Genomic DNA, 15,170 nt, shown 5'->3' on the forward strand with positions numbered 1-15,170 from the left:
TTTTTACTCGATAGCTCCTGCTGGTACGTCTCGTCTTAGTCAATGCAACTGATTCCTATTTGATTCAGGTTCGCAACTATAAGACTCGTCCCTCGGAGCGCTCTCGATGTCCTCTCGTTTCAACCGCCGGCCCTCTTCGCCCACGCTGTGCCTGCTGACCGCCGCCATCCTGCTGGCGGGCAGCCCGATGCTGACGGCCAATGCCGCCGAACCTGCGGCGCGCAGCCACGCCAATTACACTTTCAGCATCGAGCAGCAACCCCTGGTTTCGGCGCTCAACGCCTTTACCGCCGTCACCGGCTGGCAGATCGGCCTGCCCGCCGAACTGGGCCAAGGGGTTTCCTCCCCCGGCGCTCGCGGTTCGCTGACCCCGGAAAAAGCCCTGGACCGGCTGTTGGTGGGGACCAACCTGAACTACCGCAAACTGGGCAATAACAACATCGTCCTGGAAAAGCGCACGGCGGAGAGTGCCATCACTCTGCAACAAATGACCATCAGTGCCACCCGTACAGAACAGGCGGTCGATAGCGTGCCCAGCACCGTCAGCGTGCATGAGCGCGAGGAACTGGACCGCCAGAACGTCAACACCATCCGCGAACTGGTGCGCTACGAGCCGGGTGTCTCGGTGGGTGGCGCTGGCACCCGCTCCGGTAATTCCGGCTACAACATTCGGGGGATCGACGGCGACCGTATCCTCACCCAGGTGGACGGCGTAGAGGTCCCGGACAACTTCTTCAACGGCCCGTATGCCAAGACCCGCCGCAACTATGTCGACCCGGAAATCGTCAAGCGCGTCGAGATCATCCGCGGCCCGGCCTCGGCCCTGTACGGCAGCAGCGCCATCGGCGGCGCCGTCAGCTACTTCACCCTCGACCCGAGCGACATCATCAAGCCCGGCCAGGACGTCGGCGCCCGCCTGAAGACCGGCTACAGCTCGGCTGACGAAAGCTGGCTGACCTCCGGCACCGTCGCCGGGCGTGTGCAGGACTTCGATGGGTTGCTGCACCTGAGCCAGCGCAATGGCCATGAGATGGAATCCTACGACGGCAACAACGCCACCGGCCTGGCCCGCACCGGCGCCAACCCCGAAGACGTGCGTACCACCAACGTGCTGGCCAAGCTGGGCTGGAACTATGGCGAAGACAACCGCCTGGGCCTGACCTACGAGAAGTACAAGGACGACCGCGACATCAATCAGAAAAGCGCAGTAGGCGGGATTTTCCTCGAAGGCCAGGGCATGAATATGTACCGTGACCGCCGCGGCAACGACACCATCACCCGCGAACGCTTTGGCCTGGAAAACAAGTTTGCACTGGACTCGCCGATTGCCGATCACATCAAGACCAGCCTGAACTACCAGATCGCCAAGACCGACCAGGCCACCAGCGAAATCTATCAGGTCGGCCGCCGCGTACTGCGCACCCGCGACACCCTCTACGAAGAAAAGCAGTGGGTGTTCGACGCACAACTGGACAAGGCCTTCGTCATCGGTGATACCGACCACCTGCTGACCTACGGCACCACGATCAAGCAGCAGAAAGTCACCGGTTCGCGCGAAGGCGCGGCGACCTGCCTGGCCGTCGGTGCCGGCTGTACCGCCATCGGCGCACCGAGCCCATCCCCTGCCGACAGCGTGAAAAAAGCCAGCGACTTCCCGGACCCGACTATCAACAGCTACGCGCTGTTCGCTCAGGATCAGATTAGCTGGAACGACTGGACCATCATGCCCAGCCTGCGCTACGACTACATCCAGCTCAAACCCAAGCTGACCGAAGAGTTCCTCAATACCACCGACCCGGATCGCAAGTACCCCCACAACAACTCGAACAAAACCTGGCACCGCTTCTCGCCAAAACTCGGCGTGACCTATGCACTGACCGAGCAATACACCTGGTTCGGCCAGTACGCCGAAGGTTTCCGCACGCCATCGGCCAAGGCACTGTATGGCCGCTTTGAAAACCTTGGCGAAGGCTATGTCGTCGAGCCCAACTCGAGCCTCAAGCCGGAAACCAGCAAGAGCTATGAAACCGGGATCCGTGGCAATTTCGATGCGGGCAATTTCGACGTCGCGCTGTTCTACAACAAGTACCGCGACTTCATCGACGAAGACAACGCCGCGCTGGGCCCGTCTGGCACCATCTTCCAGCCAGGCAATATCAAGCGCGCCACCATCAAGGGCATGGAAGTCAAAGGCCGCTTGAACCTGGACGCCTTCGGCGCTCCACAAGGCCTGTACACCAAAGGCGCAATTGCCTACGCCCACGGTCGCAACGACGAAACCGGCCAGCCGCTGAACAGCGTCAACCCACTCAAGGGCGTGTTTGGCCTGGGCTACGACCAGCAAAACTACGGTGCGCTGGTCAGTTGGACCCTGGTCAAGAAACAGAACCGGGTCGACAGCGCCACGTTCTTTACCCCGACCGGCATCACGGCCAACGGCCCCTTCAAGACCCCAGGCTTTGGCGTGGTCGACCTGACCGGTTTCTACAAAGTCACCGACGACCTGACCGTCAACGGCGGCCTGTACAACCTGACCGACAAGAAATACTGGAACTGGGATGACGTGCGCAGCTACGACGGTGTGGGTGAAGCCGGCGTGACTTCGCCAGCCAGCCTGGACCGCCTGACCCAGCCCGGGCGCAACTTTGCGATCAACCTGATCTGGGACATCTGACCCAAGCAACCTCACCCCGCCGGATTTATCGCCTGCGGGGTGAGGATTTTTTACTGTGACGCGTCTTCTTGTTCGTCTAGTAATAACAGCCTGGCAACAAGGCGCTTTTCCTTCTCAAGGACCTCCAATGACCGCTTCCACCACCGCAGAACGCGCAAGCCTGCGCTCCCAGCGCCTGAACCAGATCACCAACGAGCCGCACACCAAGCTCGATGCCCTGGTCAAGGCCCACGCCCCGTTTGAAACCCAGGCCAACTTCGCCCGTTTCGTGGTCGCGCAATACCTGTTCCAGTCGGAACTGGTGGCGCTGTACAACGATCCGCAGCTGATCAAGCTGGTGCCAGACCTGGCCGAGCGCTGCCGCGCCGAAGCCGCCAAGCTGGACCTGGCCGACCTGGGAACCGAAGTGCCAGCCCCCGTGGCCGGTGCCGTGCAGAACCCGAGCAAAGCCGAGGCCCTGGGCTGGCTGTTCGTGTCCGAAGGTTCCAAGCTGGGCGCGGCGTTCCTGATCAAACGTGCCGTCGGCCTGGGCCTGAGCGAAACCTTTGGTGCTCGTCACCTGGGCGAACCGGCCGGTGGCCGTGCCGAAGGCTGGAAGCGCTTCACCCGCACCCTCGACAGCCTGGAACTGAGCGCCGAAGAAGAAGCGGCGGCGGAGAAAGGCGCGGTGGATGCCTTCGTACGCTTCACCGTATTGCTGGAACAGGCGTACGCTAGCGCCCCAGAACTGGCCTGATCCACTGCTGGTGTAGGTGCTGGCTTGTGTGGATGCTGACTTGTGTGGGAGCTGGCTTGCCTGCGATGCAGGCGCCTCGGTGTATCAGTTAGACCGAGGCGATGCTATCGCAGGCAAGCCAGCTCCCACACAAGCCAGCTCCTACATGGGCCTGCTCCGTATTCCAATTTTAAATTCTCATATTCCATACCCATTGCTCCCATGACCGGTTCAACCCAATCCTCCTCCAAACTCGCCCGAATCCTGTTCGGCCTGCTGGCCTATGTCAGCCTGGGGATCGGCTTGATCGCCATCGTCGTGCCGGGCCTGCCCACCACCGAATTCATCCTGCTCGCCGCCTGGGCTGCCACCAAAAGCTCGCCGCGCCTGAGCGCCTGGCTGGAAAACCACCGGCTGTTCGGGCCGATCCTGTTCAACTGGCGCAACGGCAAGATCATCGCGCGCCGGGCCAAGGTCAGCGCCACGGTGAGCATGCTGCTGTGTGCCGGCCTGATGCTGGTGATGCTCGATCACGGCTGGCCGATCTACCTGGCCATCGCGGGGATGAGCCTGGGCAACCTGTGGATCTGGTCACGCCCCGAACGCCTGGCGCAAACCGCGACCTGAGCGCGCTACCGCTCATCGCCTGCCCCTCATGAATTACCCGTCGGTGCCGATGTTCCGGGCATAGCGCCGAATGGACTTGGCCGTTGCCCTGCTTGCACACCAACAAGTCCAATCGCGAGTAAGCCCATGTTCGACACCCTCTCCATCCGCTTGAAAATCGTGCTGCTGTCCGGCCTCTGCCTGTTGGGGGTGATTGCGCTGATCGTCAGCCTGAATATCTACCAGTCCAACCAGAACGACCAACTGGTCAGCGCCTCCAGCTCGCGCATGCTCACCACCAGCGTGGAGAATCTGCTCCAGGCCAGGGCCGCCGAGCAAGCCGTGCAGCTGCAGAAAGCCTTTGGCGAGAGCCTGCTGGTGGTCACCGCCCTCGCCGACCAGGTCAAGGATTTGCGCAATATGGCCGCCAAGCGTTCGCTGGAAGCCGGGGCCGTGCGCGAGGAGCTCAACCAACAGATCAAGACCGCCTTCGAACGCAACACCAAGGTGCTGGGGATCTGGTTGTCGTTTGAGCCCAACGGCCTGGATGGCAAGGACAGCGAGTTTATCGACGACAAGCTGCGCGCCTCCAACGAAGCCGGGCGTTTCTCCAGCTATTGGAGCCGAGCCGGCGGTGAAGGCCTGAACACGATAATGGTCGAAGCGGACCTGACCAAGACCACCCTCAATCTCAGCGGTACGCCCTACAACATCTGGTACACCTGCCCACGGGATACCCGCAACGTTTGCCTGCTGGACCCTTACGCCGACGAAGTCGCTGGCAAATCAATGCTGATGACCACCATCTCGCTGCCGCTGCTGGCAGATGGCAAAGTGATTGGTGTGATCGGCGTCGATATTGCCCTGGACGCCCTGCAAGCGGCGGCCAATACCGCGCAAAAAGAATTGTTCGATGGCGCGGGGATCATGGAAATCCTCTCCAGCAGCGGCCTGATCGCCAGCTACAGCGGCGAGCCGGACAAAGTCGGCAAGAGCATCGTTGATGTACTGGGCGGCGAAGGCAAAGAGATCGTGCAGTTGCTGGCCAGTGACACGCGCAAGGTGCGCGAGCAAGACGATACGATCCGCGCGGTGTACCCCGTCAAGCCAATTGCCGATGCCAAGCCCTGGGGCGTGGTGATCAAGCTGCCCAAGCACGTGCTGCTGGCCGATTCGGTCAAGCTGCAAGCGGTGCTCGACGACGCCCAGGCCCGAGGCACACTGCAAGCGCTGCTGGTGGGCGCCGCAGCCGGCCTGCTGGGCCTGCTGCTGATGTGGCTGACCGCCACCGGCGTGACCCGGCCGATCAACAGTGTGGCCGCGATGCTCAAGGACATTGCCAGCGGCGACGGCGACCTGACCCAACGCCTGGCCTACACGAAAAAAGACGAACTGGGGGAACTGGTCAACTGGTTCAACCGCTTCCTCGACAAGCTGCAGCCGACCATCGCCCAGATCAAGCAGAGCATCACCGAAGCCCGTGGCACCGCCGATCAGTCCTCGGAAATCGCACGCCAGACCAGCGAAGGCATGCAGGTGCAGTTCCGTGAGATCGACCAGGTAGCAACCGCCTCCAACGAAATGAGCGCCACCGCCCACGAAGTCGCCAACAGCGCCTCAAACGCTGCCAGTGCAGCTCGTGGAGCCGATCAATCAGCCCGCGACGGCTTGGCGATCATCGAACGCAGTACCCGCGATATCACCACCCTTGCCGAAGAAGTCAGCAAGGCGGTGACCGAGGTTGAAGCCCTGGCAGTCAACAGTGAGCAGATCGGTTCGGTGCTGGAAGTGATCCGCAGCATTGCCGAGCAGACCAACCTGCTGGCCCTCAACGCTGCGATTGAAGCCGCGCGCGCCGGGGAAAGCGGGCGGGGTTTTGCGGTGGTCGCAGACGAAGTGCGCAACCTGGCGCGACGCACCCAGGATTCGGTGGAAGAAATCCGCCTGGTGATCGAACGCATCCAGAGCGCGACCCGTGGGGTCGTGACCACCATGCATTCGAGCCAGAGCCAGGCGCAGAACAACGCCGGGCAGATCCAGCAGGCGGTACAGGCCCTGGGCAAGATCAGCGATGCGGTGACGGTGATCAGCGACATGAACCTACAAATCGCCAGCGCCGCCGAAGAACAGAGCGCCGTGGCCGAAGAGGTCAACCGCAACGTCTCGGCGATCCGTACCGTGACCGAGACGCTGACTGGCCAGGCGACAGAATCAGCGGCGATCAGCAGCCAGTTGAATGCCTTGGCCAACCAGCAGATGAAACTGATGGATCAGTTCCGGGTGTAGACCCAAATACCCATGTGGGAGTTGGCTTATGTGGGAGCTGGCTTGCCTGCGATAGCATCACCTCTGTGTCACTGAAGCACCGAGGCGTCTGTATCGCAGGCAAGCCAGCTCCCACACAGTGTGAGGTCAGAGCCCGGTCCAGGCACTGACAAACGCGGTGATGTCTTCCTTTGCCGCCGTACGCGGCGGGTTTTGCGCGGTGCCCAAATACAGGAAGCCAATCACCTCCTCACCCGCGCTCAACCCCAACCCCTTGGCCACATGCGCCGAATACGACAACTCCCCGGTCCGCCACACTGCGCCAATCCCCTGGGCATACGCCGCCAGCAGAATGCCGTGGGCCGCACAGGCCGCTGCCAGCCGTTGCTCGGACTGCGGCACTTTGAAGTGTTCCTGCAGACGGGCAATCACCACCACCACCAACGGCGCACGCAACGGGCCGTTCTGCGCCTTGTCGATCACCGCTTGCGGGGCCGCGGGGTCTTGCAGGCGGGCCGCTTCGGCCAGCAGGGTGCCCATTTGCTCGCGGGCCTGGCCTTCCACGGTGAGAAAACGCCAAGGCCGCAACTGGCCGTGATCCGGCGCACGCATGGCTGCCGCGAACAGCACTTCGCGCTGTTCGGCAGTAGGCGCTGGCTCCAGCAAGCGCGGCACGGAAACACGGTTGAGCAAAGCGTCGAGAGCCTGCATTGGCCACCTCCAGGAAAAATGTGCGGCCATTCTAGCGGGAATGCATCAGATTGGAGCAAACGATAATTGCTCTTATTCAATCCGCCCCGCCCTGTTAGACTTTGCCCCCTGAATTTCACCCACCGTCGCCCGTCTTCCAGGATTATCGATGCCCCGTTTGCTGCTTCGCCTGTCTGCGCTCTTGATGGCCGTGAGCCTGAGTGCCTGCGATGACGCCGCGCCGCCGACGTTTACCCAGGCCGAGCCGGGTGAAGCGCGTTCGGGAGGCAGCACGACGGTCAGGAAGACGGACCAGAATGCCTTTTCGCTGCCTTCAGCGAACCTGGCGCCGACCCGCCGTCTGGATTTCAGCGTCGGCAACAGCTTTTTCCGCAATCCGTGGGTGATCGCCCCGGCCACCACCACCGCCCGTGATGGGCTGGGGCCGCTGTTCAACACCAACGCCTGCCAGAACTGCCATATAAAAGACGGGCGCGGTCATCCACCCTTGCCCGAGGCCAGCAATGCGGTGTCGATGCTGGTGCGTCTGTCGATCCCGGATTCGCCGCCCTACGCCAAGGTCATCGAGCAACTGGGTATCGTCCCTGAGCCGGTGTACGGCGGGCAGTTGCAGGACATGGCCGTGCCCGGCGTGGTCCCGGAAGGCAAGGTGCGGGTCGACTACACCCCGGTCAACGTCACATTCAAAGACGCCACGGTGGTCGAGTTGCGCAAGCCGCGCCTGCAGATCACCCAGCTTGGCTACGGGGCGATGCACCCCGATACGCGGTTTTCCGCTCGCGTGGCTCCGCCGATGATCGGCCTGGGTTTGCTCGAAGCCATCAGCGACGCAGACATCCTGCAAAACGCCAGCAAGCGCCCGGACAAAAACGGCGTGCTCGGCCGCCCGAACTGGGTCTGGGACGATGCCCGACAAAAAACCGTGCTCGGCCGTTTCGGCTGGAAAGCCGGGCAACCGAACCTCAATCAACAAAATGTTCACGCGTTCTCGGGTGATATGGGCCTGACGACCAGCCTCAGACCCTTCGATGACTGCACCGACGCACAGGTCGCCTGTAAGCAGGCGCCCAACGGCAACGGCGAAAATGGCGAGCAGGAAGTCAGCGACAACATCCTGCGCCTGGTGCTGTTCTATACCCGTAACCTGGCCGTGCCGGCGCGCCGTGATGTCAACGAACAACAAGTGCTGGCCGGCAAGAACCTGTTCTTCCAGGCTGGCTGCCAGTCGTGCCATACGCCGACATTCACCACCGCAGCCAACGCCGCTGAACCTGAGCTGGCCAATCAGGTGATCCGCCCCTACACCGACCTGTTGCTGCACGATATGGGCGAGGGTCTGGCCGATAACCGTACCGAATTCAAGGCCGGTGGCCGCGACTGGCGCACGCCGCCGTTGTGGGGCATCGGCCTGACGCAAACCGTCAGTGGCCACACCCAGTTCCTGCATGACGGCCGTGCCCGCAACCTGCTTGAAGCCGTGCTATGGCATGGCGGTGAAGCCCAGGCGGCGCAGCAGCATGTGTTGTCGTTTAACGCCGAGCAGCGCGCCGCGTTGCTCGCGTTCCTGAATTCTCTATAAGCTTTGCCCCAATTATTGAAGGGAGCTCGACATGTTCCGTCCCAAGTTGTTGTTCACCAGCCTGGCCGCCCTGGCCCTTGGCGCCTGCTCGCCGCAGGATCCGCAAGCAGTCACTTCGGCGGCCATCGCCAAACAAGTGATCCTGCCGACCTACAGCCGCTGGGTCGAAGCTGACCGGCAATTGGCCGTCAGTGCCCTGGCTTACTGCCAAGGCAAGGAATCCCTGGAGACCGCCCGCGCCGACTTCCTCCACGCGCAAAAAGCCTGGGCCGAGTTGCAACCGCTGCTGATCGGCCCGCTGGCCGAAGGCAATCGCGCCTGGCAGGTGCAGTTCTGGCCCGACAAGAAAAACCTCGTCGGCCGCCAGGTCGAGCAACTGGCCACCGCCCAGCCGCAGATCGATGCCGCCGCCCTGGCCAAATCCAGCGTCGTGGTGCAAGGCCTGTCGGCCTACGAATACATCCTGTATGACGCCAAGACCGACATCGCCAACGACGCCCAGAAAGCCCGTTACTGCCCACTGCTGATCGCCATCGGCGAGCGTCAGAAACAACTCGCCGAGGAAATCCTCGCCAGTTGGAACAGCACCGACGGCATGCTCGCGCAGATGACCAAGTTTCCTAACCAGCGCTACGCCGATTCCCACGAAGCTATCGCCGAATTGCTGCGCGTGCAGGTCACGGCCCTCGACACCCTGAAGAAAAAGCTCGGCACGCCGATGGGCCGCTTGTCCAAGGGCATCCCCCAGCCGTTCCAGGCCGATGCGTGGCGCAGCCAATCGTCCCTGCAAGGCTTGCGCGCCAGCCTCGCGGCAGCCCAGACCGTGTGGGTCGGGGTCGACAACAAAGGCCTGCGCGGTCTGCTGCCCGCCGACCAGAAGCCTTTGGCCGAGAAGGTCGATGCGGCCTACGCGGCTTCCCTGAAACTGTTCGACAGCAACCAGCGCTCGCTCAACGACCTGCTGGCCGACGACGCCGGGCGCCAGCAACTCAACGATATCTATGACAGCCTCAATGTCGTCCACCGCCTGCACGAAGGCGAGTTGGCCAAGGCGCTGGGCATCCAACTGGGCTTCAACGCCAACGACGGTGACTGATAATGCTCAGGCGACAGGCTTTGGCCATCGGCAGCGTGCTGCTCAGTGCAATTACCCTGGGCGGCTGGACGCTGTTCAAGCGCAAGGGCGACAGCCCGCTGCTGCTATCGGCCCGGGATGATGGCGACGGCAAGCACTACGCCGTGGGCTATCGCCTGGATGGCACCCAGGTGTTCGCCACCCAGGTCGGCCAGCGCTGCCACGACATCATCAACCACCCGACCCTGCCCATCGCCCTGTTCGTGGCCCGTCGCCCGGGCACCGAGAGCTATCTGGTAGACCTGCGCGACGGCACGCTCCTGCAAACCGTGACGTCCCAAGCCAACCGGCACTTCTATGGCCATGCGGTGATTCACAAGAGCGGCGACTGGCTATACGCCACCGAAAACGACACCACCGATCCCGGTCGCGGCCTGTTGGGCGTGTACAAGTTCGAAGGTGAGCGCCTGATACACGCCGGTGAGATTTCTACCCACGGTATCGGCCCACACCAGGTGTCGTGGATGCCCGACGGTGAGACCCTGATCGTGGCCAATGGCGGTATTCGCACCGAGGCCGAAAGCCGGGTCGAGATGAACCTCAACGCCATGGAGCCCAGCCTGGTGCTGATGCAGCGCGACGGTACGCTGTTGAGCAAGGAAACCCTGGGCCAGCAGATGAACAGCGTGCGCCATATGGGAATCGCCAGCGATGGCACGATCCTCACCGGGCAACAGTTCATGGGCCCGTCACAGGAGCGTTCCGAGCTGTTGGCGATCAAGCGTCCGGGGCAACCATTCGTGGCATTCCCGGTGGCCGACGAGCAATTGCAGGCCATGGGGCACTACACCGCCAGCGTCTCCGTGCACAGTGAGTTGCGCCTGGTGGCACTGACCGCACCACGGGGCAATCGCTTTTTTATCTGGGACATGGACAGTGGCGAACTGCGCCTGGACGGGCCGTTGCCCGACTGCGCCGGCGTGGGTGCGGTGGCGGACGGGTTTGTCGTGACCTCGGGCCAGGGCCGCTGCCGCTTCTATGATTGCCGGCAGCCACAACTGGTGGCCAAGCCCCTGGAATTGCCGGCGGGGCTCTGGGACAACCATTTGCATCTGATCTGATCGTAGGCGCCGGCTTGCCGGCGCCTACAGGGGGAACTGACGGCTAAAAATGCCAGTTGGAATCCCCCAGGCACTCGGAGTAATGTGCCAAATCGTTCGTCTTCGTCTGCCTCAGTTTTTTCCAAGGAACCGGAATATGCTGCGTCGTCGCATGCTGATCATGTTGGCCGTTGTGCTGTTAATCGTCCTGCTGCTGGGGGGCTACAAAGCCTTCTCCATTTACCAGCAGATCCAGGTATTTTCCGCGCCTAAACCGCCGATCAGCGTGGCGGTGACCACGGCGGTCGAACAACCCTGGCAACAGCGCCTGCCGGCGGTGGGCACGCTCAAAGCGTTGCAAGGGGTGAACCTCGCCCTGGAGATTGCCGGCACCGTCAAGAGCGTGCAGTTCGAGTCCGGGCAGAAGGTCAACGTCGGGCAACCGCTGGTACAACTGGACAGCGCGGTGGAAGACGCCCTGCTGCAAACCGCCCAGGCCGACCTCGGCCTGGCCCAGCTCGATTACGGGCGCGGCAGCCAACTGGTGGGCAGCCAGGCGATCTCCAAGGGCGAGTTCGATCGGCTCTCGGCGCAACTGCAAAAAAACAAGGCCACGGTCAACCAGCTCAAGGCGTCCCTGGCCAAGAAGCACATCCTCGCCCCATTCAGCGGCACTATCGGCATTCGCCAGGTGGATGTCGGCGACTATCTGGCCAGCGGCACGGTGATCGCCACGTTGCAGGATCTGAGCAGCCTCTACGTGGACTTCTATGTGCCCGAGCAATCGGTGCCCAAGTTGGCCGTCGGCCAGGGGGTGCAAGTGCAAGTCTCGGCCTACCCGCAACTGACCTTCTCCGGCACCCTCAGCGCCATCAACCCCAAAGTCGAGAGCAGCACCCGTAACGTGCTGGTGCGGGCGACCCTGGCCAACCCGGACAACAAACTGCTGCCGGGCATGTTCAGTAGCCTGCAAGTGCTGTTGCCCGATCCGCAGGCACAGGTGGTGATACCGGAAAGTGCGATCACCTACACCCTCTACGGCAACTCGGCTTATGTGGTGGCGCAGAAGAAAAACGAAGACGGTAGCCTCGAAAAGGATGCCAACGGCCAACCGATACTGATCGCCGAGCGGCGCTTTATCGAAACCGGCGAACGACGCGACGGCCTGGTGCTGGTCACCAAGGGGCTGAGCAGTGGCGAACAAGTGGTCAGCGCCGGCCAACTCAAGCTCGACACCGGCGCGCATATTGCTATCACCGCGGACAAAAACCTGCCGGCCGCCCCTGGCCAACCTCCGCGCAACGACGGTTCAAGGAACTGAGCCATGGCGTTTACCGACACGTTTATCCGCCGCCCGGTGCTGGCCATGGTGGTCAGCCTGCTGATCGTGCTGTTGGGTTTCCAGGCCTACAGCAAACTACCGTTGCGCCAATACCCGTCCATGGAGAATGCGCTGATCACGGTGACCACCGCTTACCCCGGGGCCAATGCCGAGACGATCCAGGGCTACATCACACAACCCTTGCAGCAAAGTCTGGCGAGCGCTGAAGGCATCGACTACATGACCTCGGTCAGTCGCCAGAACTTCTCGGTGATTTCCATCTATGCGCGAATCGGCGCCAACAGCGATCGCCTGTTCACCGAGCTGCTGGCCAAGGCCAACGAGGTCAAAAACAAACTGCCCCAGGACGCAGAAGACCCGGTATTGAGCAAAGAAGCCGCAGACGCCTCGGCGCTGATGTACATCAGTTTCTCCAGCCAGCAACTGAGCAACCCGCAAATCACCGACTATCTATCGCGAGTGATCCAGCCCAAGCTGGCCACCCTGCCCGGCATGGCCGAGGCCGAGATCCTCGGCAACCAGGTATTTGCCATGCGCCTGTGGCTGGACCCGGTCAAGCTCGCGGGCTTCGGCCTGAGCGCCGGCGACGTCACCAATGCCGTGCGCAACTACAACTTTCTCTCCGCCGCCGGCGAAGTGAAGGGCGAGTATGTGGTCACCAGCATCAATGCCAACACCGACCTCAAGACCGCCGAAGCCTTCGCCGCCATCACCGTGAAGACCGATGGCGACAGCCGGGTGCTGCTCGGCGACGTGGCCCGGGTGGAAATGGGCGCGGAAAACTACAACGCCATCAGCTCCTTTGGCGGCACGCCCTCGGTGTATATCGGCATCAAGGCCACGCCCAGCGCCAACCCGCTGGATGTGATCAAGGAAGTACGCAAGCTGATGCCGGAGCTCGAGTCCCAGTTGCCGCCCAACCTCAAGGCAGAAATTGCCTACGACGCCACGCTGTTTATCCAGGCGTCCATCAACGAGGTGGTCAAGACCCTGTTTGAAGCGGTGCTGATCGTGATTGTCGTGGTGTTCCTGTTTCTCGGGGCGCTGCGCTCGGTGGTGATCCCTGTAGTCACCATCCCGCTGTCGATGATTGGCGTGCTGTTTTTCATGCAACTGATGGGCTACTCCATCAACCTGCTGACGCTGCTGGCAATGGTCCTGGCCATCGGTCTGGTGGTGGACGATGCAATTGTGGTGGTGGAGAACATCCACCGCCATATCGAAGACGGCAAGAAACCATTGGATGCCGCGTTGGAAGGCGCGCGGGAGATTGCGGTGCCGGTGGTGTCGATGACCATCACCCTGGCGGCGGTGTATGCGCCCATCGGTTTCCTGGAGGGGCTGACTGGGGCTCTGTTCAAGGAGTTCGCCCTGACCCTGGCCGGGGCGGTGGTGATTTCCGGCATCGTCGCCCTGACCCTGTCGCCGATGATGTGCGCCCTGCTGTTGCGCCACGACGAAAACCCCAGCGGCCTGGCCCATCGCCTGGACCGGATCTTCGAAGGCCTCAAGCGCCGCTACCAGAGCCTGTTGCACGGCACCTTGAACACCCGGCCGGTGGTGATCGTGTTTGCCCTGATCGTGCTGTGCCTGATCCCGGTGTTCCTCAAATTCACCCAGTCGCAACTGGCTCCAGACGAAGACCAGGGCATTATCTTCATGATTGCCAGCGCGCCGCAGCCGACCAACCTGGACTACCTGAACACCTATACCGACGAGTTCATCACGATCTTCAAGGACTTCCCGGAGTACTACTCCTCGTTCCAGATCAATGGCTTCAATGGTGTGCAATCGGGTATCGGCGGCTTCCTGCTCAAGCCGTGGAACGAGCGCGAGCGCACCCAGATGCAAATCCTGCCTGAGGTGCAAAAACGCCTGGAGCAGATTCCGGGCTTGCAGGTATTCGGCTTCAACCTGCCATCGCTGCCGGGCACCGGCGAGGGCCTGCCCTTTGGTTTTGTGATCAATACGCCCAATGACTATGAGTCACTGCTGCAAGTGGCCGACCGTGTGAAAAAACGCGCCATGGAGTCGGGCAAGTTCGCCTTTGTGGATATCGACCTGGCGTTCGACAAACCCGAGGTGGTGGTGGATATCGACCGTGCCAAGGCCGCGCAGATGGGCGTCTCGATGCAGGATCTGGGCAGCACCCTGGCGACCTTGCTGGCGGAGGCGGAAATCAACCGGTTCACCATTGATGGCCGCAGCTACAAGGTCATCGCCCAGGTCGAGCGGGCCTACCGGGACAACCCCGAATGGCTGAGCAATTACTACGTGAAAAACGCCCAGGGCGAACTGCTGCCGCTGTCGACCCTGATCAGCGTCAGCGACCGCGCCCGGCCGCGCCAACTGAACCAGTTCCAGCAACTCAACTCGGCGCTGATCTCGGGCTTTCCGATTGTCAGCATGGGCGAGGCCATCGACACCGTGCGCCAGATCGCCATCGAAGAAACCCCGGCCGGCTACGCCTTCGACTACAGCGGCGCCTCGCGCCAGTTCATCCAGGAAGGCAGCGCACTGTGGGTCACCTTTGGCTTGGCACTGGCGATTATCTTCCTGGTGCTGGCGGCGCAGTTCGAGAGCTTCCGTGACCCACTGGTAATACTGGTGACGGTGCCGCTGTCGATCTGCGGCGCGCTGATCCCGTTGTTCCTCGGTTGGTCGAGCATGAACATCTACACCCAGGTGGGGTTGGTGACGTTGATCGGGCTGATCAGCAAGCATGGGATTCTGATCGTCGAGTTTGCCAACCAGTTGCGCAAGGAGAAGGGGCTGACACCCCGCGAAGCCGTGGAAGAAGCCGCGGCGATTCGCCTGCGCCCGGTATTGATGACCACGGCGGCGATGGTGTTTGGCATGGTGCCGTTGATCTTTGCCACGGGCGCGGGGGCGGTCAGCCGGTTTGATATCGGGATGGTGATTGCTACAGGGATGTCGGTGGGTACGTTGTTTACGTTGTTCGTATTGCCGTGTGTGTATACGTTGTTGGCCAAGCGTGATCCCTTGGCTGATTGAGTACCTATCCATTTGTGCGGCAACGGCACTGACTTGTGGGGAGGGGACTAGTCCCCCGTTGGGCTGCGAAGCAGCCCCAATCTGTAAT

Annotated in this window: 10 protein-coding genes; 9 read left to right on the plus strand and 1 reads right to left on the minus strand. The window is 62.0% G+C overall.

Annotated features, from left to right (window positions below; all coding sequences use genetic code 11):
• Positions 1 to 106 precede the first annotated feature (106 nt).
• The 4 genes from HBO09_RS12145 (at position 107) to HBO09_RS12160 (ending at position 6,281) form a co-directional block, all read left to right on the plus strand.
• Positions 107 to 2,674 carry a TonB-dependent receptor gene (locus HBO09_RS12145; protein WP_169993750.1) on the plus strand — a complete coding sequence of 856 codons (2,568 nt, stop codon included), beginning with the start codon at positions 107 to 109 and terminating at the stop codon, positions 2,672 to 2,674.
• A 127-nt stretch (positions 2,675 to 2,801) separates the two neighbouring features.
• A complete protein-coding gene (locus HBO09_RS12150; RefSeq protein WP_169993751.1) occupies positions 2,802 to 3,410 on the plus strand; it encodes a biliverdin-producing heme oxygenase in 609 nt (202 codons plus the stop codon).
• Between the two features lie 201 nt (positions 3,411 to 3,611).
• Positions 3,612 to 4,016 (plus strand): YbaN family protein, encoded by a 405-nt coding sequence (locus tag HBO09_RS12155; RefSeq protein ID WP_169993753.1) that lies wholly within the window; start codon positions 3,612 to 3,614, stop codon positions 4,014 to 4,016.
• Positions 4,017 to 4,142: 126 nt separating this feature from the next.
• Entirely contained in the window at positions 4,143 to 6,281 is a 2,139-nt protein-coding gene (locus HBO09_RS12160) for a methyl-accepting chemotaxis protein (RefSeq protein WP_169993755.1), read from the plus strand.
• A gap of 126 nt (positions 6,282 to 6,407) precedes the next feature.
• On the opposite strand, the gene HBO09_RS12165 is transcribed toward HBO09_RS12160, so the two are convergent.
• The gene (locus HBO09_RS12165) at positions 6,408 to 6,971 is read right to left on the minus strand and encodes a nitroreductase family protein (RefSeq protein WP_169993757.1); all 564 of its coding nucleotides are present in this window, start codon (positions 6,969 to 6,971) and stop codon (positions 6,408 to 6,410) included.
• Positions 6,972 to 7,119: 148 nt separating this feature from the next.
• Between HBO09_RS12165 and HBO09_RS12170 the strand changes: the two genes are divergently transcribed.
• From HBO09_RS12170 to HBO09_RS12190, 5 genes are all read left to right on the plus strand, one after another.
• On the plus strand, positions 7,120 to 8,550 hold the full coding sequence (locus tag HBO09_RS12170; protein WP_169993759.1) for a di-heme oxidoredictase family protein: 1,431 nt from the start codon (positions 7,120 to 7,122) through the stop codon (positions 8,548 to 8,550).
• Between the two features lie 31 nt (positions 8,551 to 8,581).
• Positions 8,582 to 9,646, plus strand: a complete 1,065-nt coding sequence (locus tag HBO09_RS12175; RefSeq protein ID WP_029295394.1) for an imelysin family protein — start codon at positions 8,582 to 8,584, stop codon at positions 9,644 to 9,646.
• A gap of 2 nt (positions 9,647 to 9,648) precedes the next feature.
• The gene (locus tag HBO09_RS12180) at positions 9,649 to 10,746 is read left to right on the plus strand and encodes a DUF1513 domain-containing protein (RefSeq protein ID WP_169993761.1); all 1,098 of its coding nucleotides are present in this window, start codon (positions 9,649 to 9,651) and stop codon (positions 10,744 to 10,746) included.
• Between the two features lie 136 nt (positions 10,747 to 10,882).
• Positions 10,883 to 12,046: an efflux RND transporter periplasmic adaptor subunit gene (locus HBO09_RS12185; RefSeq protein WP_169993763.1), complete on the plus strand. Its 1,164-nt coding sequence runs from the start codon at positions 10,883 to 10,885 to the stop codon at positions 12,044 to 12,046.
• Between the two features lie 3 nt (positions 12,047 to 12,049).
• Complete coding sequence (locus HBO09_RS12190) at positions 12,050 to 15,082, plus strand: multidrug efflux RND transporter permease subunit (protein WP_169993765.1); 3,033 nt, start codon at positions 12,050 to 12,052, stop codon at positions 15,080 to 15,082.
• The last annotated feature ends 88 nt before the right edge of the window (positions 15,083 to 15,170 follow it).

The organism is Pseudomonas sp. WS 5027 (assembly GCF_012985695.1).
Lineage (GTDB): Bacteria > Pseudomonadota > Gammaproteobacteria > Pseudomonadales > Pseudomonadaceae > Aquipseudomonas > Aquipseudomonas hygromyciniae.

Coding starts and splice junctions, on each gene's coding strand:
- HBO09_RS12145 (WP_169993750.1), top strand. CDS start 107: ATGTCCTCTCGTTTCAACCGCCGGCCCTCTTCGCCCACGCTGTGCCTG.
- HBO09_RS12150 (WP_169993751.1), top strand. CDS start 2,802: ATGACCGCTTCCACCACCGCAGAACGCGCAAGCCTGCGCTCCCAGCGC.
- HBO09_RS12155 (WP_169993753.1), top strand. CDS start 3,612: ATGACCGGTTCAACCCAATCCTCCTCCAAACTCGCCCGAATCCTGTTC.
- HBO09_RS12160 (WP_169993755.1), top strand. CDS start 4,143: ATGTTCGACACCCTCTCCATCCGCTTGAAAATCGTGCTGCTGTCCGGC.
- HBO09_RS12165 (WP_169993757.1), bottom strand. CDS start 6,971: ATGCAGGCTCTCGACGCTTTGCTCAACCGTGTTTCCGTGCCGCGCTTG.
- HBO09_RS12170 (WP_169993759.1), top strand. CDS start 7,120: ATGCCCCGTTTGCTGCTTCGCCTGTCTGCGCTCTTGATGGCCGTGAGC.
- HBO09_RS12175 (WP_029295394.1), top strand. CDS start 8,582: ATGTTCCGTCCCAAGTTGTTGTTCACCAGCCTGGCCGCCCTGGCCCTT.
- HBO09_RS12180 (WP_169993761.1), top strand. CDS start 9,649: ATGCTCAGGCGACAGGCTTTGGCCATCGGCAGCGTGCTGCTCAGTGCA.
- HBO09_RS12185 (WP_169993763.1), top strand. CDS start 10,883: ATGCTGCGTCGTCGCATGCTGATCATGTTGGCCGTTGTGCTGTTAATC.
- HBO09_RS12190 (WP_169993765.1), top strand. CDS start 12,050: ATGGCGTTTACCGACACGTTTATCCGCCGCCCGGTGCTGGCCATGGTG.